The sequence below is a fragment of the Pseudomonas sp. RC4D1 genome, assembly GCF_018390395.1.
Classification (GTDB): Bacteria; Pseudomonadota; Gammaproteobacteria; order Pseudomonadales; family Pseudomonadaceae; genus Aquipseudomonas; species Aquipseudomonas danubii.
Map to the genome: position 1 here is coordinate 1,673,762 of NZ_JAHBAW010000002.1, position 23,553 is coordinate 1,697,314.

General features: G+C 60.2%; 24 protein-coding genes. 15 read left to right on the top strand and 9 right to left on the bottom strand.

The features are described 5' to 3' along the window. Positions 1-91: 91 nt before the first annotated feature. On the top strand, positions 92-850 hold the full coding sequence (locus KHO49_RS23255) for an SDR family oxidoreductase (protein WP_102860494.1): 759 nt from the start codon (positions 92-94) through the stop codon (positions 848-850). Between the two features lie 75 nt (positions 851-925). On the opposite strand, the gene apbC is transcribed toward KHO49_RS23255, so the two are convergent. Next, positions 926-2,020 carry an iron-sulfur cluster carrier protein ApbC gene (apbC, locus tag KHO49_RS23260; protein ID WP_102880738.1) on the bottom strand — a complete coding sequence of 365 codons (1,095 nt, stop codon included), beginning with the start codon at positions 2,018-2,020 and terminating at the stop codon, positions 926-928. Between the two features lie 162 nt (positions 2,021-2,182). Between apbC and metG the strand changes: the two genes are divergently transcribed. The 8 genes from metG to KHO49_RS23300 all read left to right on the top strand — a co-directional run bounded on the left by metG (position 2,183) and on the right by KHO49_RS23300 (position 9,255). Beyond that, positions 2,183-4,234: a methionine--tRNA ligase gene (metG, locus tag KHO49_RS23265; RefSeq protein WP_110594903.1), complete on the top strand. Its 2,052-nt coding sequence runs from the start codon at positions 2,183-2,185 to the stop codon at positions 4,232-4,234. Positions 4,235-4,362: 128 nt separating this feature from the next. Continuing rightward, complete coding sequence (locus KHO49_RS23270) at positions 4,363-4,944, top strand: Rnf-Nqr domain containing protein (protein ID WP_102880740.1); 582 nt, start codon at positions 4,363-4,365, stop codon at positions 4,942-4,944. Further along, the gene (gene rsxB, locus KHO49_RS23275; RefSeq protein WP_213665875.1) at positions 4,941-6,146 is read left to right on the top strand and encodes an electron transport complex subunit RsxB; all 1,206 of its coding nucleotides are present in this window, start codon (positions 4,941-4,943) and stop codon (positions 6,144-6,146) included. Before KHO49_RS23270 ends, rsxB begins: the two co-directional genes overlap by 4 nt. After that, on the top strand, positions 6,133-7,119 hold the full coding sequence (locus KHO49_RS23280) for an RnfABCDGE type electron transport complex subunit D (protein ID WP_213665876.1): 987 nt from the start codon (positions 6,133-6,135) through the stop codon (positions 7,117-7,119). The genes rsxB and KHO49_RS23280 overlap by 14 nt, the downstream gene beginning before the upstream one ends. A gap of 2 nt (positions 7,120-7,121) precedes the next feature. Then, the gene (locus KHO49_RS23285) at positions 7,122-7,733 is read left to right on the top strand and encodes an RnfABCDGE type electron transport complex subunit G (protein ID WP_110594906.1); all 612 of its coding nucleotides are present in this window, start codon (positions 7,122-7,124) and stop codon (positions 7,731-7,733) included. Further along, a complete protein-coding gene (locus tag KHO49_RS23290; RefSeq protein ID WP_213665877.1) occupies positions 7,726-8,322 on the top strand; it encodes an Rnf-Nqr domain containing protein in 597 nt (198 codons plus the stop codon). Before KHO49_RS23285 ends, KHO49_RS23290 begins: the two co-directional genes overlap by 8 nt. A gap of 7 nt (positions 8,323-8,329) precedes the next feature. Then, on the top strand, positions 8,330-8,968 hold the full coding sequence (nth, locus tag KHO49_RS23295; RefSeq protein ID WP_060840796.1) for an endonuclease III: 639 nt from the start codon (positions 8,330-8,332) through the stop codon (positions 8,966-8,968). Between the two features lie 107 nt (positions 8,969-9,075). Beyond that, positions 9,076-9,255, top strand: a complete 180-nt coding sequence (locus KHO49_RS23300) for a PA3496 family putative envelope integrity protein (RefSeq protein ID WP_102860487.1) — start codon at positions 9,076-9,078, stop codon at positions 9,253-9,255. 137 nt (positions 9,256-9,392) lie between these two features. On the opposite strand, the gene KHO49_RS23305 is transcribed toward KHO49_RS23300, so the two are convergent. The 3 genes from KHO49_RS23305 to KHO49_RS23315 form a co-directional block, all read right to left on the bottom strand. Then, complete coding sequence (locus KHO49_RS23305; RefSeq protein ID WP_102860486.1) at positions 9,393-10,019, bottom strand: response regulator transcription factor; 627 nt, start codon at positions 10,017-10,019, stop codon at positions 9,393-9,395. A gap of 378 nt (positions 10,020-10,397) precedes the next feature. Then, positions 10,398-11,615 (bottom strand): argininosuccinate synthase, encoded by a 1,218-nt coding sequence (locus KHO49_RS23310; protein WP_102880745.1) that lies wholly within the window; start codon positions 11,613-11,615, stop codon positions 10,398-10,400. 129 nt (positions 11,616-11,744) lie between these two features. Continuing rightward, positions 11,745-12,659: a flagellar protein MotY gene (locus KHO49_RS23315; RefSeq protein WP_213665878.1), complete on the bottom strand. Its 915-nt coding sequence runs from the start codon at positions 12,657-12,659 to the stop codon at positions 11,745-11,747. 157 nt (positions 12,660-12,816) lie between these two features. Between KHO49_RS23315 and pyrC the strand changes: the two genes are divergently transcribed. Both pyrC and rnt read left to right on the top strand, forming a co-directional pair. After that, complete coding sequence (gene pyrC / locus KHO49_RS23320; protein WP_110651376.1) at positions 12,817-13,863, top strand: dihydroorotase; 1,047 nt, start codon at positions 12,817-12,819, stop codon at positions 13,861-13,863. Continuing rightward, a complete protein-coding gene (rnt, locus tag KHO49_RS23325) occupies positions 13,860-14,531 on the top strand; it encodes a ribonuclease T (RefSeq protein WP_102860482.1) in 672 nt (223 codons plus the stop codon). The genes pyrC and rnt overlap by 4 nt, the downstream gene beginning before the upstream one ends. A gap of 79 nt (positions 14,532-14,610) precedes the next feature. On the opposite strand, the gene KHO49_RS23330 is transcribed toward rnt, so the two are convergent. Further along, positions 14,611-15,213 (bottom strand): peroxiredoxin, encoded by a 603-nt coding sequence (locus KHO49_RS23330; protein ID WP_007922432.1) that lies wholly within the window; start codon positions 15,211-15,213, stop codon positions 14,611-14,613. Positions 15,214-15,535: 322 nt separating this feature from the next. Between KHO49_RS23330 and KHO49_RS23335 the strand changes: the two genes are divergently transcribed. Together KHO49_RS23335 and bfr are read left to right on the top strand one after the other, a co-directional pair. Further along, positions 15,536-15,754: a bacterioferritin-associated ferredoxin gene (locus KHO49_RS23335; RefSeq protein ID WP_213665879.1), complete on the top strand. Its 219-nt coding sequence runs from the start codon at positions 15,536-15,538 to the stop codon at positions 15,752-15,754. A 212-nt stretch (positions 15,755-15,966) separates the two neighbouring features. Then, positions 15,967-16,440, top strand: a complete 474-nt coding sequence (gene bfr / locus KHO49_RS23340) for a bacterioferritin (RefSeq protein WP_025129649.1) — start codon at positions 15,967-15,969, stop codon at positions 16,438-16,440. An 81-nt stretch (positions 16,441-16,521) separates the two neighbouring features. On the opposite strand, the gene grxD is transcribed toward bfr, so the two are convergent. Next, positions 16,522-16,860: a Grx4 family monothiol glutaredoxin gene (grxD, locus tag KHO49_RS23345; RefSeq protein WP_075121425.1), complete on the bottom strand. Its 339-nt coding sequence runs from the start codon at positions 16,858-16,860 to the stop codon at positions 16,522-16,524. Positions 16,861-16,956: 96 nt separating this feature from the next. Continuing rightward, positions 16,957-19,065 (bottom strand): molybdopterin oxidoreductase family protein, encoded by a 2,109-nt coding sequence (locus tag KHO49_RS23350; RefSeq protein ID WP_213665880.1) that lies wholly within the window; start codon positions 19,063-19,065, stop codon positions 16,957-16,959. A 693-nt stretch (positions 19,066-19,758) separates the two neighbouring features. Between KHO49_RS23350 and argF the strand changes: the two genes are divergently transcribed. Continuing rightward, positions 19,759-20,679 (top strand): ornithine carbamoyltransferase, encoded by a 921-nt coding sequence (argF, locus tag KHO49_RS23355; RefSeq protein ID WP_102860479.1) that lies wholly within the window; start codon positions 19,759-19,761, stop codon positions 20,677-20,679. After that, on the top strand, positions 20,676-21,785 hold the full coding sequence (locus tag KHO49_RS23360) for an ABC transporter ATP-binding protein (protein ID WP_102880750.1): 1,110 nt from the start codon (positions 20,676-20,678) through the stop codon (positions 21,783-21,785). Before argF ends, KHO49_RS23360 begins: the two co-directional genes overlap by 4 nt. Before the next feature lie 82 nt (positions 21,786-21,867). Here KHO49_RS23360 and KHO49_RS23365 read toward each other — a convergent pair whose 3' ends face one another. After that, complete coding sequence (locus tag KHO49_RS23365; RefSeq protein ID WP_213665881.1) at positions 21,868-22,650, bottom strand: PhzF family phenazine biosynthesis protein; 783 nt, start codon at positions 22,648-22,650, stop codon at positions 21,868-21,870. Between the two features lie 120 nt (positions 22,651-22,770). Next, positions 22,771-23,241 carry a Cys-tRNA(Pro) deacylase gene (ybaK, locus tag KHO49_RS23370; protein ID WP_102860476.1) on the bottom strand — a complete coding sequence of 157 codons (471 nt, stop codon included), beginning with the start codon at positions 23,239-23,241 and terminating at the stop codon, positions 22,771-22,773. Positions 23,242-23,553 lie beyond the last annotated feature (312 nt).

Genomic DNA, 23,553 nt, shown 5'->3' on the forward strand with positions numbered 1-23,553 from the left:
CAATTCTCTTCTGCAGCCAGGCCAGGTCCGGCAGCCAGCCGAGGTGCCCCCAAAAGGACCACCCCTCAAGACCTGCTAGCGGGACATGCGAATGCAACTCACTGACAAAGTAATCATTATCACCGGCGGTTGCCAAGGTCTGGGCCGCTCCATGGCCGAGTATTTCGCCGCCAAGGGCGCACGGCTGGCCCTGGTGGACCTGAACCAGGAAAAACTCGACCAGGCGGTCGCGGCCTGCAAGGCCCACGGCGTAGAAGCCCGAGCCTATCTGTGCAACGTCGCCAATGAAGAACAGGTCAACCACATGGTGGCCCAAGTCGCCGAGGACTTCGGTGCCATCCACGGCCTGATCAACAATGCCGGGATCCTGCGCGACGGCCTGCTGGTCAAGGTCAAGGACGGCGAGATGACCAAGATGAGCCTGGCCCAGTGGCAGGCGGTGATCGACGTCAACCTGACCGGCGTCTTCCTCTGCACCCGTGAGGTGGCGGCGAAAATGATCGAGCTGAACAACAGCGGCGCGATCATCAACATCTCGTCAATCTCGCGCGCCGGCAATATCGGCCAGACCAACTATTCCGCGGCCAAGGCCGGCGTAGCGGCAGCTACCGTGACCTGGGCCAAGGAACTGGCGCGCTATGGCATCCGCGTGGCCGGCATTGCCCCGGGCTTTATCGAAACCGAGATGACCTTAGGCATGAAGCCTGAGGCCCTGGAGAAGATGACTTCCGGCATTCCGCTCAAGCGCATGGGCAAACCGGAAGAGATCGCCCATTCAGCGGCGTACATCTTCGAGAACGACTACTACACCGGACGCATCCTGGAAATGGACGGCGGCCTGCGAGTCTGAGCCCCCAAGAAAAAGCCCGATGTTTGCACATCGGGCTTTTTCTTGGGGGGTGCCGGCACCTAGAAGTACGGCGAATCAGTCATCGCTGACAGTGATGCTGGGCATCGCCGGAGCGCTGGCTTCCTGCAAGACGATGCGCGCGCCGACATGCCGCGCCAGTTCCTGATAGACCATGGCGATCTGGCTTTCAGGCTCGGCGATCACCGTCGGCTTGCCACCATCGGCCTGTTCGCGGATCAGCATCGACAACGGCAACGAAGCCAGCAGTTCAACATCGTATTGACTGGCCAGCTTCTCGCCACCGCCTTCGCCAAACAGATGCTCGGCATGGCCACAGTTCGAGCAGATGTGCACCGCCATGTTCTCCACCACGCCCAGCACCGGGATGTTGACCTTGCGGAACATCTCGACGCCCTTGCGCGCATCCAGCAACGCCAGGTCCTGCGGCGTGGTGACGATCACCGCACCGGCCACCGGGACTTTCTGCGCCAGGGTCAGTTGGATATCGCCAGTGCCCGGCGGCATGTCGATCACCAGGTAATCGAGATTGCCCCAGTCGGTCTGGGTCACCAGTTGCAGCAAGGCGCCGGAGACCATCGGGCCGCGCCAGACCATCGGCGTGTTGTCGTCGGTGAGGAAAGCCATGGACATGACCTCGACCCCATGGGACTCGATGGGCACGAACCACTTCTGGTCCTTGATCTTCGGCCGGGTGCCTTCGGCAATGCCAAACATGATGCCCTGGCTCGGACCATAGATATCAGCGTCGAGAATCCCCACCTTGGCGCCTTCGCGGGCCAGGGCCAGGGCCAGGTTGGCCGCAGTGGTGGACTTGCCCACGCCGCCCTTGCCGGACGCCACCGCCACCACGTTCTTGACGTTGGCCAGGCCCGGGATCTGCGCCTGGGCCTTGTGCGCGGCGATCACGCTGGTGATCTCGACCTTGGCCGAGCTCACGCCGTCCAGGCCCTCGATGGCCAGTTGCAGCATCTGCGCCCAGCCGCTCTTGAACAGGCCGGCGGCATAACCCAGTTCCATGCGGACCGTGACCCGGTCGCCCTGGACGTCGATGTCGCGCACGCAGCCGGCGCTGACCGGGTCCTGGTTCAGGTAAGGGTCGGTGTATTGGCGAAGGACGGCTTCCACCGCTGCGCGATTGACGGCGCTCATGGGCAACTCCGATAACAAGACTGGAAAATCAGGCGGCTATCCTACGCCGCCGACTCCTTCGTGGCGAGAAAGCTTGCTGTGCACAATGTGCCCGGAAGGGTGAAAAATCCGCGCTGGCGCTTTATAGTGGCCGACCTCCGTTTCATCAAGTAGCCGAGCCCCATGTCCGAGCCACGCAAGATCCTCGTCACCAGCGCCCTGCCCTATGCCAATGGTTCCATTCACCTTGGCCACATGCTTGAGTACATCCAGACCGACATGTGGGTGCGCTTCCAGAAGCATCGCGGCAACCAATGCATCTATGTTTGCGCCGACGACGCACACGGCTCGGCCATCATGCTGCGCGCGGAAAAGGAAGGCATCACCCCGGAACAACTGATCGCCAACGTCCAGGCCGAACACAGCGCCGACTTTGCCGACTTCCTGGTGGACTTCGACAACTTCCACTCGACCCACGCCGAAGAAAACCGTGAGCTGTCGAGCCAGATCTACCTCAAGCTGCGGGACGCCGGGCACATCGCCACGCGCTCCATCACGCAGTATTTCGACCCGGAAAAGAAAATGTTCCTGGCCGACCGCTTCATCAAGGGCACCTGCCCGAAGTGCGGCACTGAGGACCAGTACGGCGACAACTGCGAAAAATGCGGCGCCACCTATGCCCCGACCGACCTGAAAGATCCAAAGTCGGCGATCTCCGGCGCCACCCCGGTGCTCAAGGATTCCCAGCACTTCTTCTTCAAGCTGCCGGACTTCCAGCAGATGCTGCAAAGCTGGACCCGCAGCGGCACCCTGCAAGACGCCGTGGCCAACAAGATCGCCGAGTGGCTGGATGCCGGCCTGCAGCAGTGGGACATCTCCCGCGACGCGCCGTACTTCGGCTTCGAGATCCCGGACGAGCCGGGCAAGTACTTCTACGTGTGGCTGGACGCGCCAATCGGCTACATGGCCAGCTTCAAGAACCTCTGCGCCCGTCGTCCTGAGCTGGATTTCGACGCGTTCTGGGGCAAGGACTCCACCGCCGAGCTGTACCACTTCATCGGCAAGGACATCGTCAACTTCCACGCCCTGTTCTGGCCCGCCATGCTCGAAGGCGCCGGCTACCGCAAGCCGAGCGGCATCAACGTCCACGGCTACCTGACGGTCAATGGCCAGAAGATGTCCAAGTCCCGGGGCACCTTCATCAAGGCCCGCACCTACCTGGAGCACCTGTCGCCGGAATATCTGCGCTACTACTACGCCTCCAAGCTGGGCCGTGGTGTCGACGATCTGGACCTGAACCTCGAAGACTTCGTACAGAAGGTCAACTCCGACCTGGTGGGCAAGGTTGTGAACATCGCCAGCCGTTGCGCCGGCTTCATCCACAAGGGCAATGCCGGGCTGATGGTCGACAGCAATGCCGCCCCCGAGTTGACCGAGGCCTTCCTGGCCGCCGCGCCAAGCATCGCCGACGCCTATGAAGCCCGCGACTTTGCCCGCGCCATGCGCGAGATCATGGCCCTGGCCGACCGCGCCAATGCCTGGATCGCCGACAAGGCCCCATGGTCGCTGAACAAGCAGGAAGGCAAGCAGGATGAAGTCCAGGCCATCTGCGCCACTGGTATCAACCTGTTCCGCCAGCTGGTGATTTTCCTCAAGCCGGTGCTGCCGCTGCTGGCCGCCGATGCCGAGGCGTTCCTCAACGTTGCACCGCTGACCTGGAACGATCACCTGCACCTGCTGGCCAACCATCAACTCAACGAATTCAAGCCGCTGATGACGCGGATCGACCCGGTAAAAGTACAAGCCATGACCGACGCCTCGAAAGAAGACCTGACCGCCAGCCAGACCGACACCGGCGCAGCCGCGCCAGCAGGCAACGGCGAACTGGCCAAGGATCCGCTGTCGCCGGAAATCGACTTCGACACCTTCGCCGCCATCGACCTGCGCGTCGCCTTGATCGTCAAGGCCGAAGCCGTGGAAGGTGCCGACAAGCTGCTGCGCCTGACCCTGGATATCGGTGATGAGCAGCGCAACGTGTTCTCCGGAATCAAGAGTGCCTACCCGGATCCGTCCAAGCTCGATGGTCGCCTGACCATGATGATCGCCAACCTCAAGCCGCGAAAAATGAAATTCGGCATCTCCGAGGGCATGGTGATGGCCGCCGGCCCTGGCGGTGAAGAGATCTACCTGCTGAGCCCGGACAGCGGCGCCAAGCCGGGCCAGCGGATCAAGTAAGGCTGCAGGCTGGACCCCGTCCCCCCGTTGTGCCCGGCGCAACGGGGGGATTTGCATATCTGGCGGCCCTGCGCCCGCGCCGGAGTTTGCCTACTCTTGAGAGACCGCCTGCCCGTACCGGCCCAACCATGACCCACTTCCTCCTCGCCCTTGTCAGCACTGCCCTGATCAACAACTTCGTGTTGCAGTGGCCGCTGGGCGTCGATCCACTGCTGCAGGCCCCAACCGATAGCGCTCGGCAGCGGATTCACGCGCTGGGCCTGGCGACCACGGTCCTGATGCTGGTCAGTTGCGTGCTCGGCCATGTCCTTTATCGTGGCGCGCTGCTGCCTTGGGGGCTGGAATCCTTGCAGTTGTTTCTCTGGCTGCCCTTGAGCGTGCTGCTGATCAAACCGCTGTTGCAGTTGCTATCCCGGGCCTTGCCCAATGTTCCATTCGACGGCCTTTGGCCGCTGCTGCTGGGCAATGCCAGTGCGCTCGGCCTGCTGCTGATCGCCACTGGGGAAAACCTCGGGCTCGCGACCCTCAGCGCCATGAGCCTGGGGGCCGGACTGGGCTTCTGGCTGGTACTGAGCCTGTTCAGCGATCTGCGCCAGCGTATCTCCAACAACGATATTCCCCTGCCCTGGCGCGGCCTGCCGATCGACCTGATCAGCGCCGGCCTGCTGGCAGTAGCGTTTTTCGGCTTCAACGGACTGATCAAAACATGAGTCTGATTCAACGCATCGATGCCCTCCTGCCCCAGACCCAGTGCGGCAAGTGCGGCCACCCCGGATGCAAACCCTACGCCCAGGGCATCGCCAACGGCGAGGCCATCAACAAGTGTCCACCCGGCGGCGAGGAAACCATCGCCGGCCTGGCGCAACTCCTGCAGTTACCGGTGCTGGAGCTGGATCGCAGCCGCGGCGAAGCTCCGGCCCAGATCGCTTATATTCGCGAGGCCGAATGCATCGGCTGCACCAAATGCATCCAGGCCTGTCCAGTGGACGCCATCGTCGGCGCGGCCAAATTGATGCATACCGTGCTGGTCGACGAGTGCACCGGCTGCGACCTGTGCGTGGCGCCCTGTCCGGTGGACTGTATCGATATGCTGCCGCTGCCCGAGAGCAAGGTGGTACCGATCGTCGGCGGCCTGGCCACCAGCCCCGAGCAGCTGCAAGCCCGCAGCAGCAAGCGCGAGCAGGCGCGACGACGCTTCGAACAACGCAACGAACGCTTGCAACGGGAAGACGCCCGGCGCCTGGCCGAGCGCCAGGCCCGCGCACAACGAGCCGCGCAAACCACTGACGACAGCCAGAACCCGGTGCAGGCCGCCATCGAACGAGTCCGTGCGCAGAAGGCCGCGGCGGCCGATGCAGCACTGAAGAAAGCCAAGATCGAGCTGGCCATGAGCCGGGCCCAGTTGCACAAGTCGCTCAAGGCTTTCGGCCATCCACCGACCTTCGAGCAGCAAATGCAATTGATCGTCCTGCAGCGTCAGTTCGAAACCGCCGAGCAGGCCTTGGCCCAGCTGGAGTCCCAGGCGCCACCTGCTCCGCCGCCAGTGGCCAAGGATGCTGAGCTCAAGCGCGCGAAAATCCAGTTGGCGACGCGCCGCGCCGAACTGAAGAAAGCTCAGGCGGCTGACGCATCCAGTGCTGAACTGGAAACCCTGGGCGCAGCCCTGGCGGCGGCCGAACAGGCCCTGCATGCCGCCGAGGACGCCAGTGCGAAACCGGCGCCGACACTGACTCGTATCGAAAAACGTCCGATCGATCCACAGCTGCGGCAACTGAAAACCGAACTGGCCTACGCCCGCGCCGATCTGAACAAACTACAGCGCCAGCCCGACACCCGAGCAGAACAGCTGGCCCAGGCTCAGACACGCTTGTACGAGGCCGAGCGCCAGGTGAAGGCCCATGCTGATAGCTGACGGCGTCGACCAGCGCCTGCGCCAGGCCATGCAGCGAGTGCTGCTGGCCACGCTGCCGGGCCTGTTGGTGATGCTGTGGCTGTACGGATGGGGCGTGCTGCTCAATCTGCTGCTGACCGTCAGCGGCGCCCTGGCCATGGAAGCCCTGGTCCTGTACCTCAGAAGACGCCCGCTGCCGCCCAACCTAGGCGATGGCAGTGCCTTGGTCAGCGCCACGCTACTGGCCCTGGCCTTGCCAGCTTACTGCCCCTGGTGGCTGCCGCTGAGCGCGGCCGCTGCCGCCATTGTCCTGGGCAAGCACTTGTACGGCGGTGTCGGCCAGAACCCGTTCAATCCGGCCATGCTCGGCTACGCCCTGGCCTTGTTGTGTTTTCCCCAGTCGATGACCCATTGGCCTGCGCCCCACGCCATGGACCTGCTTGGCGGCCTGCAACAGGTATTCGGTGTCGCGGACGGCCTGCATGCGGACGCCTGGGTCCAAGCCACGGCACTGGACAGCCTGCGGATCAACAAGAGCCTGACCCTCGACGAACTCTTTGCCGACAACCCCGCCTTCGGGCACTTCGGCGGCCGTGGTGCCGAATGGATCAGCCTGGGATTTCTTGCCGGGGGGCTGTTTCTGCTGCAGCAACGGGTCATCAGTTGGCAGGCGCCCGTGGGCATGCTGGGCAGCCTCTTTGTCATCAGCCTGCTGTGCTGGAACGGCTCGGGCTCCGACTCCCATGGCTCACCGCTGTTTCACCTGCTCAGCGGCGCCAGCATGCTGGGCGCATTCTTTATCGTCACCGAACCGGTGTCCGGCCCCAAGGCAGCGAAAGCCAGGCTGCTGTTCGGCGTCGGCGTCGGCCTGCTGACCTACCTGATCCGCACCTGGGGCGGCTACCCCGACGGCGTTGCCTTCGCCGTACTGCTGATGAATCTGGCGGTACCGGGGCTGGAACGCCTGTGCCTCTCGGAACAGGAGAAAGCTTGAGCATGAAGAGAACGCGCGGTCTGCTCCTGCTGGTGCTGCTCGGCGTTCTCGGCGTGGGCGCCACCCTGTGGCTGCAATACGCTGGCGCACCGCGCATCGCCGCCGAGCAACGGGCGTTGCAGGCCCGCAAGTTACTCGACCTGCTACCCGCAGCAAGCTACGACAACCAGCCACTGGAGCAACCTCTGCCCTTGAGGGATGTACAACTGGACAACAGCCGCTTGCTGGACGGCTACCTGGCCACCCGCGCGGGTCAGCCCAGTGCCGTGCTGCTACGCACTCGAGTGAACGGTTACGCTGGCCCCATCGAGCTGCTGATCGCCATCGACAGTCATGGCCGCCTGCTGGGCAGCAAGACGCTCAAGCAGGATGAAACCCCGGGCCTGGGAGGCCGTATCGCCGAACAGCCCAACGCCTGGCTGCTGGGGTTTTCCGGCAAATCCCGCACGTCCCCGGACGATGCTGCCTGGGCCCTGAAAAAGGACAATGGCCAGTTCGATCAGATCGCCGGCGCCACCATCACCTCCCGCGCGGTGATCAGCGCCCTGCACGATGCCCTGCGCTACTTCGATGAGCATCGTCAGCAACTGCTTTCGGGAGCCGCCGATGAGTAAGCCACTGTCATTGCCGGGCCTGCTGATGCTGACGCCGTTGATCGGGGCCACGGATTCCTGGGTCAAGGCCCTGGGCCTGGCTCTGGCGTCCACGCTGCTGATCGGGACCTTCGGGGCCGGCATGGGCCTGCTGCGGCCACATTTGCAAAGCCGTCAGCAGTGGCTGGCCAGCCTGTTGCTCGCCGCCACTCTCGGCAGTTGGCTGTGGCTGGTGGTGCAAGCCTGGAGTTATGAGTTGCACCAGCAGTTGAGCCTGTACCTGGGCCTGCTGCCCCTGCAATGCGTGATATTGGAACAGGCGGGCTTCTTCCAGCACCGCGACCGGCTACGCCTAACTGCAGGTTTCTGTGGCGCGCTGGTGCTGGTGGGCGCGCTGCGCGAATTGCTGGGCACCGGCGCCCTGGGCAGCCATCTGGGCTGGCTCGCCGGCCTGCCCGGAGATAGCGCCGGTTGGGTGTTGCTGCCCCAAGGCGGATTGCGCCTGCTGACTCTGGCCCCTGGGGGTTTTATCCTGCTTGGCCTGCTGCTGGCGGCAAAGCGGGCCTGGACCACCTCTTCATCCTTCAACCGACCGCCTTCGAGGAAATGAACCACCGATGAATGCCGCCAAACGCCTGGAAATATTTCGCCGACTTCACGAAGACAACCCCGAACCAAAAACCGAACTGGCCTACTCCTCGCCGTTCGAGTTGCTGATCGCGGTGATTCTTTCGGCGCAATCGACCGACGTCGGGGTCAACAAGGCGACCGCCAAACTCTTCCCCGTGGCCAATACACCGGCAGCTATCCATGCACTGGGGGTCGAGGGCCTGTCCGAATACATCAAGACCATTGGCCTGTACAACAGCAAGGCCAAGAACGTCATCGAGACCTGCCGCCTGCTGGTGGAACGCCACAACAGTGAAGTGCCACAGACCCGGGAGGAGCTGGAAGCCTTGCCCGGCGTCGGCCGCAAGACCGCCAATGTGGTCCTCAACACCGCTTTCCGGCAATTGACCATGGCCGTGGACACCCACATCTTCCGGGTCAGCAACCGCACCGGGCTGGCCCCGGGCAAGAATGTAGTAGAAGTGGAAAAAAAACTGCTGAAGTTTGTACCCAAGGAGTTTCTGCTGGACTCCCATCACTGGCTGATCCTTCACGGTCGCTACGTCTGCCTGGCCCGTAAGCCACGTTGCGGTAGCTGTCGAATCGAAGACCTGTGCGAGTACAAGCAAAAGACTTCTGACGATTGAGGCAGCATTGATTTTGTTGATGAGTCGATTGAAAAAATCTTTTTTACCCGCCAGGAGAATATCGATATAAGGAGCGCCAATGGCAGTCTTAGCCTGGAGTTGACCTTATGAGCACTGGCAAAGAACAACTGGACGTGGAAGAAGACTTCATCGCAGCAGACACAGACGATGCTGAACCGGTGGTCGAGGTGGCGAAAACCAATCTGAGCAAGCGCAGAACCATCGACAATCTTCTGGAAGAACGACGGCTGCAGAAACAACTGGCCGATTACGACTTTGACCTCTAGTCACAAAAGAACCTCCAGACGGAGGTTTTTTTGTGCCTCTCTCGCCCTGAAACTCGACCGGTCAGCCCCTCGGCATGACCGGTCCGTTCCGAATTAGCAGATTGCTCCATTCAGGCTGTCGCTTCAGTCATCCACACTCATACCAACTGATGGCGCTGGGCAAATTCGATCAGGTCAACCAATGAACGAGCATTGAGCTTGGCCAACAACCGCCGCTTGTAAGTGCTGACGGTCTTGTTGCTCAAACACAAGCCCTCGGCGATTTCCTTGTTACTCATGCCATTGGTGAGCTGCTTCAATACGATCAACTCACGCCCTGAAAGAAGCTCGATCATTTCTTCCTCGCTGCTGATGCCCTGACTGGAACGAAAGGTGTGCAACGCCTCGTTGGGAAAGTAGCTGTAACCTGCCAGCACCGCCCGCACCGCACTGATCAGTTCGGTAATGTCCTGCTGCTTGCACACGTAGCCGGCGGCCCCGGCCTGCATGCAACGCATGGAAAAGGGTCCGGGAACTTGCAGGGTCAACACTAGAATTTTGATCGGCATGCCTCTGGACATCAGGCGGGTTATAACTTCAAGCCCATCAAGTTGTGGGATACCAATATCCAAAATCAAAATATCGGGAACATATTCAAGAGCCAACTTTAAAGCGTCCGTGCCGTTATCTGCTTCTGCTACTACTTCAAAACCATGGCGTTCCATCAACATGCGCACAGCCAGGCGAATAACAGGATGATCATCCACGATCAATACTCTTTTCATAGGTCCATCCAAGTCCTTAGAGTTTTTTAGAGCCCGCACAATACCCCAGAGAATTGACTCTGACACCGTGCTACCAGGGGCTACGACCCTACGAGGACGATCCTTACAAACAATACCGATTTACCTTACAAAAAAATTTAGATAAAGGTCACTTAACTGGAAAAGCGCTTAAGATTAATCGCTAGAGCAGCTACTTTTCGTACTAAAAGCCACATCATCAGGCAGCACTTTCAGCAGCGGGAGGGTGATTAACAAACTGCACTCAATAGCACTTCTTCGTTCAATCAACTGCCCTACTCAGCCTCTGCCCGTAGGCACCATTAATCAGAAGCAAAAAAAACCCCGCTTATCGCGGGGTTCTTTTAGCAACTCAAGGTATCAGACCAGGGTCCGGCCCTTGTTTGCAGCGATGCGCATGCGCAATGCGTTGAGCTTGATAAAGCCTGCTGCGTCCGCCTGGTTGTAAGCACCACCGTCTTCTTCGAAGGTGGCGATGTTGGCGTCGAACAGCGACTCATCGGACTTGCGACCGGTAACGATCACGTTGCCCTTGTACAGCTTCAGGCGCACTACACCGTTCACGTGGGCCTGGGAGGCGTCGATCATCTGTTGCAGCATCAGACGCTCAGGGCTCCACCAGTAGCCGGTGTAGATCAGGCTGGCGTACTTGGGCATCAACTCGTCTTTGAGGTGAGCCACTTCGCGGTCCAGGGTAATGGACTCGATGGCGCGGTGGGCGCGCAGCATGATGGTGCCACCCGGGGTCTCGTAGCAGCCACGGGACTTCATGCCCACGTAACGGTTCTCGACGATGTCCAGACGACCGATGCCGTGTTCACCACCGATGCGGTTCAGGGTCGCCAGCACGGTAGCCGGAGTCATTTCCACGCCGTCGATGGCGACGATGTCACCGTTGCGGTAGGTCAGCTCCAGGTATTGCGGGGTGTCAGGAGCCTTCTCCGGGGAGACGGTCCAGCGCCACATGTCTTCTTCGTGCTCGGTCCAGGTGTCTTCCAGCACGCCGCCTTCATAGGAAATGTGCAGCAGGTTGGCATCCATCGAGTACGGCGACTTCTTCTTGCCGTGACGCTCGATCGGGATACCGTGCTTCTCGGCGTAGTCCATCAGTTTCTCGCGGGACAGCAGGTCCCACTCACGCCAAGGGGCGATCACTTTGACCCCTGGCTTGAGGGCATAGGCGCCCAGCTCGAAACGCACCTGATCGTTGCCCTTGCCGGTGGCGCCATGGGAAATGGCATCCGCGCCAGTCTCGTTGGCGATTTCGATCAAACGCTTGGCGATCAACGGACGAGCGATGGAAGTACCCAGCAGGTACTCGCCTTCGTAGACGGTGTTGGCGCGGAACATCGGGAAAACGAAATCACGCACGAACTCTTCGCGCAGATCGTCGATGTAGATCTCTTTGACGCCCATGGCTTGCGCCTTGGCGCGGGCCGGCTCGACCTCTTCGCCTTGGCCCAGGTCAGCAGTGAAAGTCACTACTTCACAGTTGTAAGTATCCTGCAGCCACTTGAGGATCACCGAAGTGTCCAGGCCGCCCGAATACGCCAGAACGACCTTGTTTACGTCCGCCATGCCATCACTCCACGGGGTTGTACGGAAAGCCGTCGAGTCTACCGATCCACGAGGATAATTTACAGAGGCGCGACAGCTTATGACGACCAAGCGACAGATTATGTCGAGCGCGCGACGACGACAGCCGTATCAGGAAGTCGCCGCAGCGCTGGAACCGGAGGTGGCCTGAGGCGCCGGAGCCGGTTTTTCGGTGGGGGCGACCCGTTCCAGATGCACATTGACCCGGCGATTCTTCGCTCGGTTGGCAGGATTGGTGTTGGGAGCCAGGGGATAACGCTCACCATGGAAGCGCACCACAATCTGGTTTTCCGACAAACCGTTGGCCTTGAAGAACTCCATCACCGCCAAGGCCCGGCGGCGGGACAGGTCGCGGTTGGTCAAGCGATTGCCGCTGTTGTCAGAGTGGCCATCCAGTTCGACGTGATTGACCGTCGGATCGGCCTTGATGAAGTCCACCATCACCTGCAACTTCGCCTTGGCTCGAGCATCGAGTTCGATACCGCCGCCCGGGAACCCGATCTCGCCCTGTTTCACCTGTTCGTAGTTCATCGGCAGCAGTTTGGTCATGCAGCTTTGATAGTCGCTGTAGGCCTTGCTGAATTTCACCGGAAGCAGGCGCACCTCGGAAACCCCACCCTCGCGGGAAAAATGCCGGACCACCGGACTACGCCCCTCCAGCAAACCGATGATCAGGCGACCGGCCTGCATCTGATTGCTGTTGTACAGCACCCCATCCGTGCCGGCCTTGACCGCCCCGAGGTTGATGTCGCCACGCCCCGGCTGCCAGGGCGCCGCGGCCGCAAGCAGCGTCGCCGAGCCACCTGCCTGCATCGGGTTGAAACTCTTGAGGCGAAAAATCGCCTGCTCACCGGCGCGGCGAACGAATTCGCCGGAACCGAAATCGGTGACGGGCTGGATCAAGCGGCACTCGAATTTGTCACCTTCGACCGTCCACTCAATGCTCTCCAGACGGGTCTGGAAAGTGAGAGCCATCGCGGGCAGGCTGGCAAACACACTGAGCAAGGCTAGATAACGCTGGCGCACGGGAGGCTCCACTGACGTGTACAACAGAAAAATCGACAGGCGTTAATACGCCATACCTTCGGGATATCGGTTGCTCGTCGCAAAACTTGATAGCGAGTGCCTGGAAGAGTCTTTTCCGGTAGCATTCCCCCCGAGTTTTACCCGCCTGGAACCTCCAATGTCCGACCGCCTGACCCTGCTGCGTCCCGACGACTGGCATATTCATCTTCGCGATGGTGCCGTGTTGCCCAATACAGTCGCAGATGTCGCGCGCACCTTTGGCCGCGCCATCATCATGCCCAACCTGGTACCTCCGGTGCGCAACGCCGCGGAAGCCGACGCCTATCGCCAGCGTATTCTAGCTGCGCGCCCGGCCGGCAGCCGCTTCGAGCCGCTGATGGTGCTCTACCTGACCGACCGCACCCAGCCGGACGAGATCCGCGCAGCCAAGGCCAGCGGTTTCGTGCACGCCGCCAAGCTGTACCCGGCCGGCGCGACCACCAACTCGGACTCGGGCGTGACCAGCATCGACAAGATCTTCCCGGTGCTCGAAGCGATGGCCGAAGTTGGCCTGCCGCTGCTGATTCACGGTGAAGTGACCCGCGGCGACGTCGACGTCTTCGACCGCGAGAAAATCTTCATCGACGAGCATATGCGTCGCGTGGTCGAGCGCTTCCCCAGTCTGAAAGTGGTGTTCGAACACATCACCACCGGTGAAGCCGTGCAGTTCGTCAAGGAGGCTTCGGCCAACGTCGGCGCAACCATCACCGCGCACCACCTGCTGTACAACCGCAACCACATGCTGGTGGGCGGTATTCGCCCGCACTTCTATTGCCTGCCGATTCTCAAGCGCAACACCCACCAGGAAGCTCTGCTGGATGCGGCCACCAGTGGCAGCGAGAAGTTCTTCCTCGGCACCGACTCGGCGCCTCATGCCCAGCACGCCAAGGAAGCCGCTTGCGGTTGCGCCGGCTGCTACAGCGCCTATGCCGCGATCGAGCTGTACGCTGAAGCGTTCGAACAGCGCAATGCCCTGGACAAACTGGAAGCCTTTGCCAGCCTCAACGGCCCGCGCTTCTACGGCCTGCCGACCAACACCGATCGCATCACCCTGGTTCGTGAAGAATGGACCGCCCCCGCCAGCCTGCCGTTCGGTGAGCTGACTGTCATTCCGCTGCGCGCCGGTGAAAAACTGCGCTGGCGCCTGCTGGAGGATCACTCGTGAGTGACGACCATTTCGACGACGAACAAGAAGGTAACGGCGGCGGCCCTCGACACCCGATGGCAGCTCGTTTTCGCGGTTACCTGCCGGTAGTCGTCGACGTTGAAACCGGCGGCTTCAACTCGGCCACCGACGCCCTGCTGGAGATTGCCGCCACCACTATCGGCATGGATGAAAAAGGCTTCGTGTTCCCGGAACACACCTATTTCTTCCGGGTCGAGCCTTTTGAAGGCGCGAACATCGAAGCCGCGGCCCTGGAGTTCACCGGGATCAAGCTCGACCACCCGCTGCGCATGGCCGTCAGCGAGGAAACTGCACTGACCGATATTTTCCGTGGGGTGCGCAAGGCGCTGAAAGCCAATGGTTGCAAACGCGCCATCCTGGTCGGCCACAACAGCAGTTTCGACCTGGGCTTCCTCAACGCCGCTGTGGCGCGCCTGGATATGAAGCGCAATCCGTTCCACCCGTTCTCCAGCTTCGACACCGCCACCCTGGCTGGCCTGGCTTATGGACAGACCGTTTTGGCCAAGGCCTGTCAGAGCGCGGATATCGACTTCGACGGTCGCGAGGCTCACTCGGCCCGCTACGACACCGAGAAGACTGCCGAGCTGTTCTGCGGCATCGTCAACCGCTGGAAACAAATGGGCGGCTGGCAGGATTTCGACGACTGATCAATTCTTCGTCGGGTTGAATTGCCTGCATAAAAAAACCGGCCCTGAGGCCGGTTTTTTTTTATGCGTGACGCCTGGCTTACAGCTTGCCAGCGTTCTCGCTCAGGTAAGCAGCAACGCCTTCTGGCGAAGCGGTCATGCCTTTGTCACCTTTTTTCCAGTTGGCAGGGCAGACTTCGCCGTGCTCTTCGTGGAATTGCAGAGCGTCAACCAGACGGATCAGCTCTTCCATGTTACGGCCCAGTGGCAGGTCGTTGACGATCTGCGAACGAACAACGCCTTTGTCGTCGATCAGGAACGCGCCACGGAAAGCCACGCCGCCTTCGGACTCAACGTCGTAGGCCTTGGCGATGTCGTGCTTCATGTCAGCCGCCATGATGTATTGAACCTGACCGATGCCACCGGCATTGATCGGGGTGTTACGCCAGGCGTTGTGGGTGAAGTGCGAGTCGATCGAAACAGCGATCACTTCCACGTTACGTGCCTTGAAGTCAGCCATGCGGTGGTCCAGGGCGATCAGCTCGGACGGGCAAACGAAGGTGAAGTCCAGTGGATAGAAGAACACCAGGCCGTATTTGCCTTTGATGGCCGAGGACAGGGTGAAGCTGTCAACGATTTCGCCATTGCCGAGAACGGCCGGTACGGTGAAGTCAGGGGCTTGTTTGCCTACGAGTACGCTCATTGGATATCTCCTGGTGTGGACGTAGTAATGAAGAAGGGGATTGGCCTTGAGTCTGCCACGCGGATGCGACAGCTCCGTGACCTGACCCCGCTTCGCAAGGACCGGCCATCATACACCGCGTCTTTGAGCTGTCCTTAACGGTTTTTCATCAGCCCGGCTCACAAGGCGAAAAATGCGAATCATCTGTCACTATCGCGAACAAAACCGTTCGTCACCCTGGTAGGAAACTGCAACAAAGGTCGCCGAAACCACTTTGACAATCATTCTCGTTAACATTAAGATCCATCGCAATTGAGCCCTAACCAGCGACGGTTCTCATCCTATGTATGTCTGCCTCTGCACCGGTGTCACCGACGGACAAATTCGCGAAGCCATCTATGAAGGTTGCTGCAGCTACCGCGATGTGCGTCAGGCAACCGGCGTCGCCAGCCAATGTGGTAAATGCGCATGCCTGGCCAAGCAAGTGGTCCGCGAGACCCTGACCGAACTGCAGAGCAGCCAGGCAGCAATTTCCTATCCAGTGGAATTTAATGTCGCCTGATTTCTCGGATAAATAGCACTGTTTTAAACAACCGGACCTAGCGTCCGGTTTTTTTATGCCTGTAATTCAATCGCTTAGGGTCAAAACGCGGAACACAAACATTCTTATTCCGATTAATTTTCATATATTATTCAATAACTTAGGTTTGACAGTAATGTTTGCGCGGCTCAGACTCTGTCCTTATTCCACTAATTAAAGGGCAGGACCCCATCATGAAAGGCGACATTACAGTCATCCAGCATCTCAATAAAATCCTTGCCAATGAACTGGTCGCGATCAATCAGTACTTCTTGCATGCACGCATGTATGAAGATTGGGGCCTGAACAAGCTGGGCAAGCACGAGTACCACGAGTCCATCGACGAGATGAAGCATGCGGACAAGCTAATCAAGCGCATTCTCTTCCTCGAAGGCCTGCCGAACGTTCAGGACCTGGGCAAGCTGCACATCGGCGAACACACCAAGGAAATGCTCGAGTGCGACCTGCGTATCGAACGCACCGGCCATGCAGACCTCAAGGCAGCCATCGCCCATTGTGAGTCGGTGAGCGACTTCGGCAGCCGTGAACTGCTGGAAGATATTCTTGAATCCGAAGAAGAACACATCGACTGGCTGGAAACCCAATTGGGCCTGATCGATAAAGTCGGCATCGAGAACTATCTGCAATCGCAAATGGGTGACGAGTAACTTAACTCGTAATACTCACGCAATAAAAAGCCCCGCCCTCGAAAGAGAGGCGGGGCTTTTTATTACGCGGATATATTCGCGTCAGGCTTCAGTCTTGGCCGCGGCTTTTTCGGCTGCGTCCTTGATCAGAGTCTGCAATTCACCGTTGGCAAACATCTCAGCCATGATGTCGCTACCACCGACCAGCTCACCTGCCACCCACAGCTGTGGGAAGGTCGGCCAGTTGGCGTACTTAGGCAGGTTGGCGCGAATTTCCGGGTTCTGCAGGATGTCCACATAAGCGAACTTCTCACCACAGCCCATTACGGCCTGGGCGGCTTTCGCGGAGAAGCCACACTGCGGGGCATTCGGCGAGCCTTTCATGTAAAGCAGAATGGTGTTGTTGGCAATCTGCTCTTTAATAGTTTCGATGATATCCATGGAACACCTCGGCTGAACTTTCCGACGCTGTTGTCGGCACGGTGGCGCATTGTAACGGAAACCTGAGCGCCCTGCTCGGCCTCTCCGACAGACATCTCAGGCCGCTTCCACCTTGACTGGCACCCCGTTCAACGCCGCATTCCCAGACAACGCATCAAGCTGACGCTCATCGGTCAGATCATTGGCGCTGCAACCGGGCTGCGCCATGGCAATGCTCAGTTGCACCCCTGGGCGCCCGTGCCCCCAACCATGAGGCAAGCTCACCACCCCCGGCATCATTTCAGTGCTGGCCAGCACCTCTACCTCCACCGCACCAACCCGAGAGCTGATTCTCACCCGCTGACCGTCATTCAGCCCGCGACTGGCCAGGTCATCCGGGTGCATCAGCAACTGGTGACGGGGCTTGCCCTTCACCAGGCGGTGATAGTTGTGCATCCACGAGTTGTTACTGCGTACATGGCGACGACCAATCAGCAGCAACTCATCCAACGGCGGCACGCTCAACGCGGCAAATCGCGCCAGATCCGCCATGATTGGCGCTGGCGCCGCCTGAATCCGCCGATTCTCGGTTTTCAAGCGTGCCGCCAGATTCGGCTGCAGCGCCCCCAGATCAATACCGTGGGGATACTGGTCCAGTGTTGCCAAGGACAGTTTGAGCGGCGATGCATCGCCGTAGGCACCGGCTCGCAACCCCATGTCAATCATCTGCGCAGGGGGGATGGTCGGCTTCAGCGGTTGTTCGGTTTTCGCGGCAAACGCTTTGGCCAGGCCGACAAAGATCTCCCAGTCGTGCAGCGCACCCGCAGGCTTGGGCAGGATCGCCCGGTTGAAGCGACTGACGTTGCGCACTGCAAGGAGATTGAACGTGGTGTCGTAGTGATCGTTCTCCAGAGCCGAGGTGGACGGCAGGATCAAGTCGGCATAACGGGTCGTCTCATTGATGTACAAGTCGATGCTGAGCATGAACTCCAACCCGTCCAGTGCTTGCTCCAACTGCCGGCCATTGGGTGTGGACAACACCGGGTTGCCTGCCACGGTGATCAATGCCCGAACCTGCCCCTCGCCCTCAGTGAGCATCTCTTCGGCCAGGGCCGATACAGGCAGCTCGCCGCCATACTCCGGAAGCCCGGAAACCCGACTCTGCCAAAGGTTGAAATGCCCCCCCGAAGTCGCCGCTACCAGATCCACCGCCGGCTCGGTACACAGGGCCCCACCTACCCGGTCAAGGTTGCCGGTGATCAGATTGAGCAGTTGCAGCAACCAATGGCACAACGTACCGAAGGCTTGGGTCGAAACCCCCATGCGTCCATAACAGACCGCTCGCTCCGCCGAGGCGAACTCCCGGGCCAACTGCCGAATCTGCGGCGCCGCAATCGCACACAGCGGGCTCATGGCCTCTGCGGTGAAGCGGGAAATCGCCTGGCGCACCTCTGCCAATCCATCGACTTGCAGATGACTGTCGCGAATCAGCCCTTCCTCAAAAATCGTGTTCAACAGGCCAAACAGCAAGGCCACATCGCCTCCAGGACGGATGAACAGATGCTGATCGGCCATGGCCGCCGTTTCACTGCGCCGAGGATCGACCACAACCACCTTGCCACCACGAGCCTGGATTGCCCTCAAACGCTTTTCCACGTCCGGCACCGTCATGATGCTGCCGTTGGACGCCAAGGGATTGCCGCCGAGGATCAGCATGAAGTCGGTGTGGTCGATGTCCGGAATCGGCAGCAGCAGACCGTGGCCATACATCAGGTAGCTGGTCAGGTGCTGGGGCAACTGGTCGACCGACGTGGCCGAGAAACGGTTACGGGTCTTGAGCTGGCCAAGGAAGTAGTTGCTGTGAGTCATCAGCCCGTAGTTGTGAACGCTGGGGTTGCCCTGATAGACCGCCACCGCATTATTGCCATGACGCTGCTGGATGCTCGCCAGCCTTTCGGCTACCAGGGCGAAAGCCTCGTCCCACTCGATCGGCTGCCATTCATTGCCCACGCGCCGCACCGGCTGACGCAGGCGATCGGGGTCATTCTGAATATCCTGCAGGGCCACAGCCTTGGGGCAGATGTGGCCGCGACTGAAGCTGTCCTGAGCGTCCCCCTTGATCGAGGTAATGCGCGGAGCGCCACCCTCTTCCTCGGTGACTTCCAGGGTCAGGCCGCAGATCGCTTCGCACAAGTGGCAGGCACGGTGATGGAGAGTCTTGGTCATGGCCAGTCTCTATTGTTTGAAGGCAACCCATAGGGGGCCGCTGGAAGCAAAAACTATGGCGGCTGACCGCTGCTGACACCAGCGACGTTCGCCCCATGAATTCAGGGCCATCAGCCCCAGCCATGATCAGTGCTGTCAGTTCGGCGCCAAGCGCGGCAGGCCATCGGCAGCAATTGAGCAGCAATTCAAAAAAGGGCTGTCACTGAGGCGGTCATGTCAGTGAGCGTCCGGGCCGTGCCCTCCCCCAAAAGCGCCATCAGTTGCTGCTCCTTGGATTCCATCGCGCATCTATCCCGGCCGCAGATTCGCCTTGGTAACCGCAGTACTTTGCATTAGGAAATGTTTCAGACTGCCCCCCCCTGGCATGCCCATGGCAGCGATCTCGGCCCACAGGTCAGAAAACGACTGCAAGCGAACAGCCGGCGCCCCGCTGGATTGCCAAGGCGCGCCAGGGCAGTGTACAAATGCCTGGCTGCTGTCTGGAAACTGGTCTCAAAAGCGTCAGCGCAATCGCGTCCTGACCTCTCTTGCCCGTAATCGCCGTAGCACTATTGGTAAGACGCGACATTTAATTATAAGATCGCGCCTTCCCCTATTTCGTCGCCCCGTGCGGCTTTCGCCGCAGGTCCAGCCCGTTGTTCGATTAAACAAGGCTTTGAGAATCTGCGGTCCGTTGCAAAAAGGTAGTTAATGATGAGCGCAAGGCACTTTCTCTCCCTGATGGATTGCACGCCCGAAGAGCTGGTCAGTGTGATTCGTCGAGGCATCGAGCTGAAGGACCTGCGTAACCGCGGCGTACTCTTCGAGCCCTTGAAAAATCGTGTGCTCGGCATGATTTTCGAGAAGTCGTCGACCCGTACCCGACTGTCTTTCGAAGCCGGCATGATCCAACTGGGCGGCCAGGCCATCTTCCTTTCGCCACGGGATACCCAACTGGGACGCGGCGAGCCCATCGGCGACTGCGCCATCGTCATGTCGCGCATGCTCGACGCAGTGATGATCCGTACCTTTGCCCATAGCACCCTGACCGAATTTGCGGCCAACTCCCGGGTACCGGTGATCAACGGCCTGTCCGATGACCTGCACCCCTGCCAACTGTTGGCGGACATGCAGACTTTCCTTGAACATCGCGGTTCGATCCAAGGCAAGACCGTGGCCTGGATCGGCGATGGCAACAACATGTGCAACAGCTATATAGAAGCGGCCATGCAGTTCGATTTCCAACTGCGCGTCGCTTGCCCTGAAGGCTACGAACCCAACCCCGAGTTTGTCGCTCTGGCCGGCGATCGCGTGACCATCGTCCGCGATCCTCGCGAAGCGGTAACCGGCGCCCACCTGGTGAGCACCGACGTCTGGACCTCCATGGGCCAGGAAGAGGAAACCGCCAAGCGCCTCAAGCTGTTCGCGCCATTCCAGGTAAACCGCGCCCTGCTCGACCTGGCCGCGCCGGACGTACTGTTCATGCATTGCCTGCCCGCCCACCGCGGCGAGGAAATCAGCCTCGACCTGCTGGACGACCCACGTTCGGTGGCTTGGGACCAGGCGGAAAACCGTCTCCATGCGCAAAAGGCCCTGCTCGAGTTTCTTGTCGAACCGGCGTACCACCACGCATGAGCCAGCCATTACTGCTCAACCTGCGCAATCTGGCATGCGGCTATCAGGACCAACGGGTGGTGCAGAACCTCAATCTGCACCTCAATGCCGGTGATATCGGTTGCCTGCTGGGTTCATCCGGCTGCGGCAAGACCACCACCCTGCGGGCCATCGCCGGATTCGAGCCCGTACACGAGGGCGAGATCCAGTTGGCCGGCGAAACCATCTCCAGCGCCGGCTTCACCCTGGCGCCGGAGAAACGCCGGATCGGCATGGTGTTCCAGGACTACGCCCTGTTCCCACATCTGTGCGTGGCGGACAACATTGCCTTCGGCATTCGCAAGCACCCACAGAAAGATCGGGTGGTCGCTGAATTGCTGGAACTGGTCAACCTGAAGAACCTCGGTCAGCGCTTCCCCCACGAACTGTCTGGCGGCCAACAACAACGGGTGGCTCTGGCCCGCGCCCTGGCACCGGAACCCCAACTGCTGCTGCTGGACGAGCCCTTCTCCAATCTCGATGGCGAATTGCGCCGCAAGCTCAGCCATGAGGTGCGTGACATCCTCAAGGCTCGGGGTACCAGTGCCATCCTGGTCACCCACGACCAGGAAGAAGCCTTTGCCGTGAGCGATCAGGTCGGGGTGTTCAAGGAAGGCCGCCTGGAACAGTGGGATACCCCCTACAACCTCTATCACGAGCCGCAGACGCCCTTTGTCGCCAGTTTCATTGGCCAGGGCTACTTCATTCGTGGCCAGTTGAGCAGCCCGGAATCGGTGCAAACCGAACTGGGTGTGCTGCAGGGCAACCGGGCCTACACCTGGCCGTCCGGTGGAGCGGTGGACGTACTGCTGCGCCCCGACGATATCGTCTATGCGCCGGACAGCACTCTGAAAGCGCGGATCGTCGGCAAGACCTTTCTCGGTGCCTCGACCCTGTATCGCCTGCAACTGCCGACTGGCAGCCTGCTGGAGTCGATCTTCCCCAGCCATGCCGATCATCAGGTTGGAGCGGATGTGGGGATTCGGGTCGCCGCAGAACACCTGGTGCTATTCCAAGCCTCGGGCAGCACCGCCGCGCAGATTCCACACAGTGAATCAGGGGTACGCCGCTACAGCAGCGCGCACTGATAACGCTTCCCCTGGCCAACCGGCCCCTACAAGATCGCAACGAACTGTAGGAGCCGGCTTGACGGCGAAACACCGGGCACAGTCATTCCAGGTGCAAATGTCCGCTGGCAATCAGCCGCGCATGGCCACCGATCTTCACCCGCTCTCCCTCCAACCGACAGAACAAGGCTCCACCTCGCGCCGAACACTGATAAGCGCTCAACTGCTGTTTATCCAATTGCCGTGCCCAGTAAGGCGTCAGGCAGCAATGGGTCGAACCGGTCACCGGGTCCTCGTCGATGCCAATGGCCGGGGCAAAATACCGCGAGACAAAGTCATGCCGGTCTCCACGCGCCGTGACAATCACTCCAGGCCAGGGCAGCTTCGCCAACGCCGCCATATCCGGCTGGCAATCGCGCACCGCCTGCTCCGACTCCAGCACCGCCAACAGCTCATTGGCGCCCAGCAGCTCGATGACTCGAGCACCCAGTATCTGCGCCACGTCTTCCAGCCCAGCCTGGCTGCTGGGGCTGCGCAAAGGGAAATCAAGCCATAGCAGCCCGTCTTCGCGGGTCACACTCAAGGGCCCGGAACGGCTCTGAAAATCGATGCGTTGCGTCGGCTCGTCGTAGACCTCGAACAACACATAAGCACTGGCCAGGGTGGCATGCCCGCACAGGGGTACTTCAGTGGTCGGAGTAAACCAGCGGATTCGCCAGCCTTGCGCCTCGCGCACCACAAAAGCGGTTTCCGCCAGGTTGTGCTCGGCGGCGATCTGCTGCATCAGCGCCTCGTCAAGCCACGCCTCAAGCCGGTAAACCATGGCCGGATTGCCGGCGAAGGGGCGATCACTGAAGGCATCGATCTGCTGGAACTCAAGCGGCATAACTGTGCTCCTTGGATAGTCGGCCGCCAGCATGAGGCCCGGAACAAGGAACCCGACAGACACAGAAGGGAAGATTTTCCGGCATACAGCAGCAGCCCGGGCCGCTGCCGACGCCTGGGCTCAAGAGCGACCGATGTCGGCGAACTTCGCCTGGGTGTGCTCGGCCAGCACGGCCGCCGCCAACTCCACCTCCAGGCCACGGCGACCGGCACTGACGAAAATACTGGCCAACGGCTGGGCACTGTTGTCGATAAAGGTCCGCAGTCGTTTTTTCTGCCCCAGCGGACTGATGCCCCCCAGCAGATAACCGGTGGCACGTTGGGCAGCGGCCGGATCAGCCATCTCAGCCTTCTTCACCCCCGCAGCATGGGCCAGGGCCTTCAGATCAAGACTTCCGACGACCGGCACCACCGCCACCAGCAATTCGCCCTTTTCACTGCTGGCCAGCAGGGTCTTGAACACTTGCGCCGGATCGAGATTGAGCTTCTCCGCCGCCTCCAGGCCGTAGGACGCTGCCTTGGGGTCATGTTCGTAACTGTGGATGCGATGTTCGGCGCGAACTTTTTTCAGCAGGTCCAGTGCAGGGGTCATGGCAGCTCCAAGGGGGACGAAAAGGCAAAACCGAGCGGGCGAATTTTAGGCCATTCATCAGCAAAAGGCTCTATTCCAAGCCTTGATAACGCCCCATGAGAGCTGCCAGCACAACGTTCTCTGTCACTCCCGAGACTGCCACCCAGGATCATTCATCTGATTGATATCTATAAAATGACCAGTCGTTCACTTTCGACCTTTGACAGCGGTGTTTCTTGTCTATATTTTTTCGTTTCTGAATATCCTGCGGTAGATCCAAGGTTGCACCCAGTAGCAAGACGAGGCCGGAATGGGGATTCCGTCTTCGTTGGA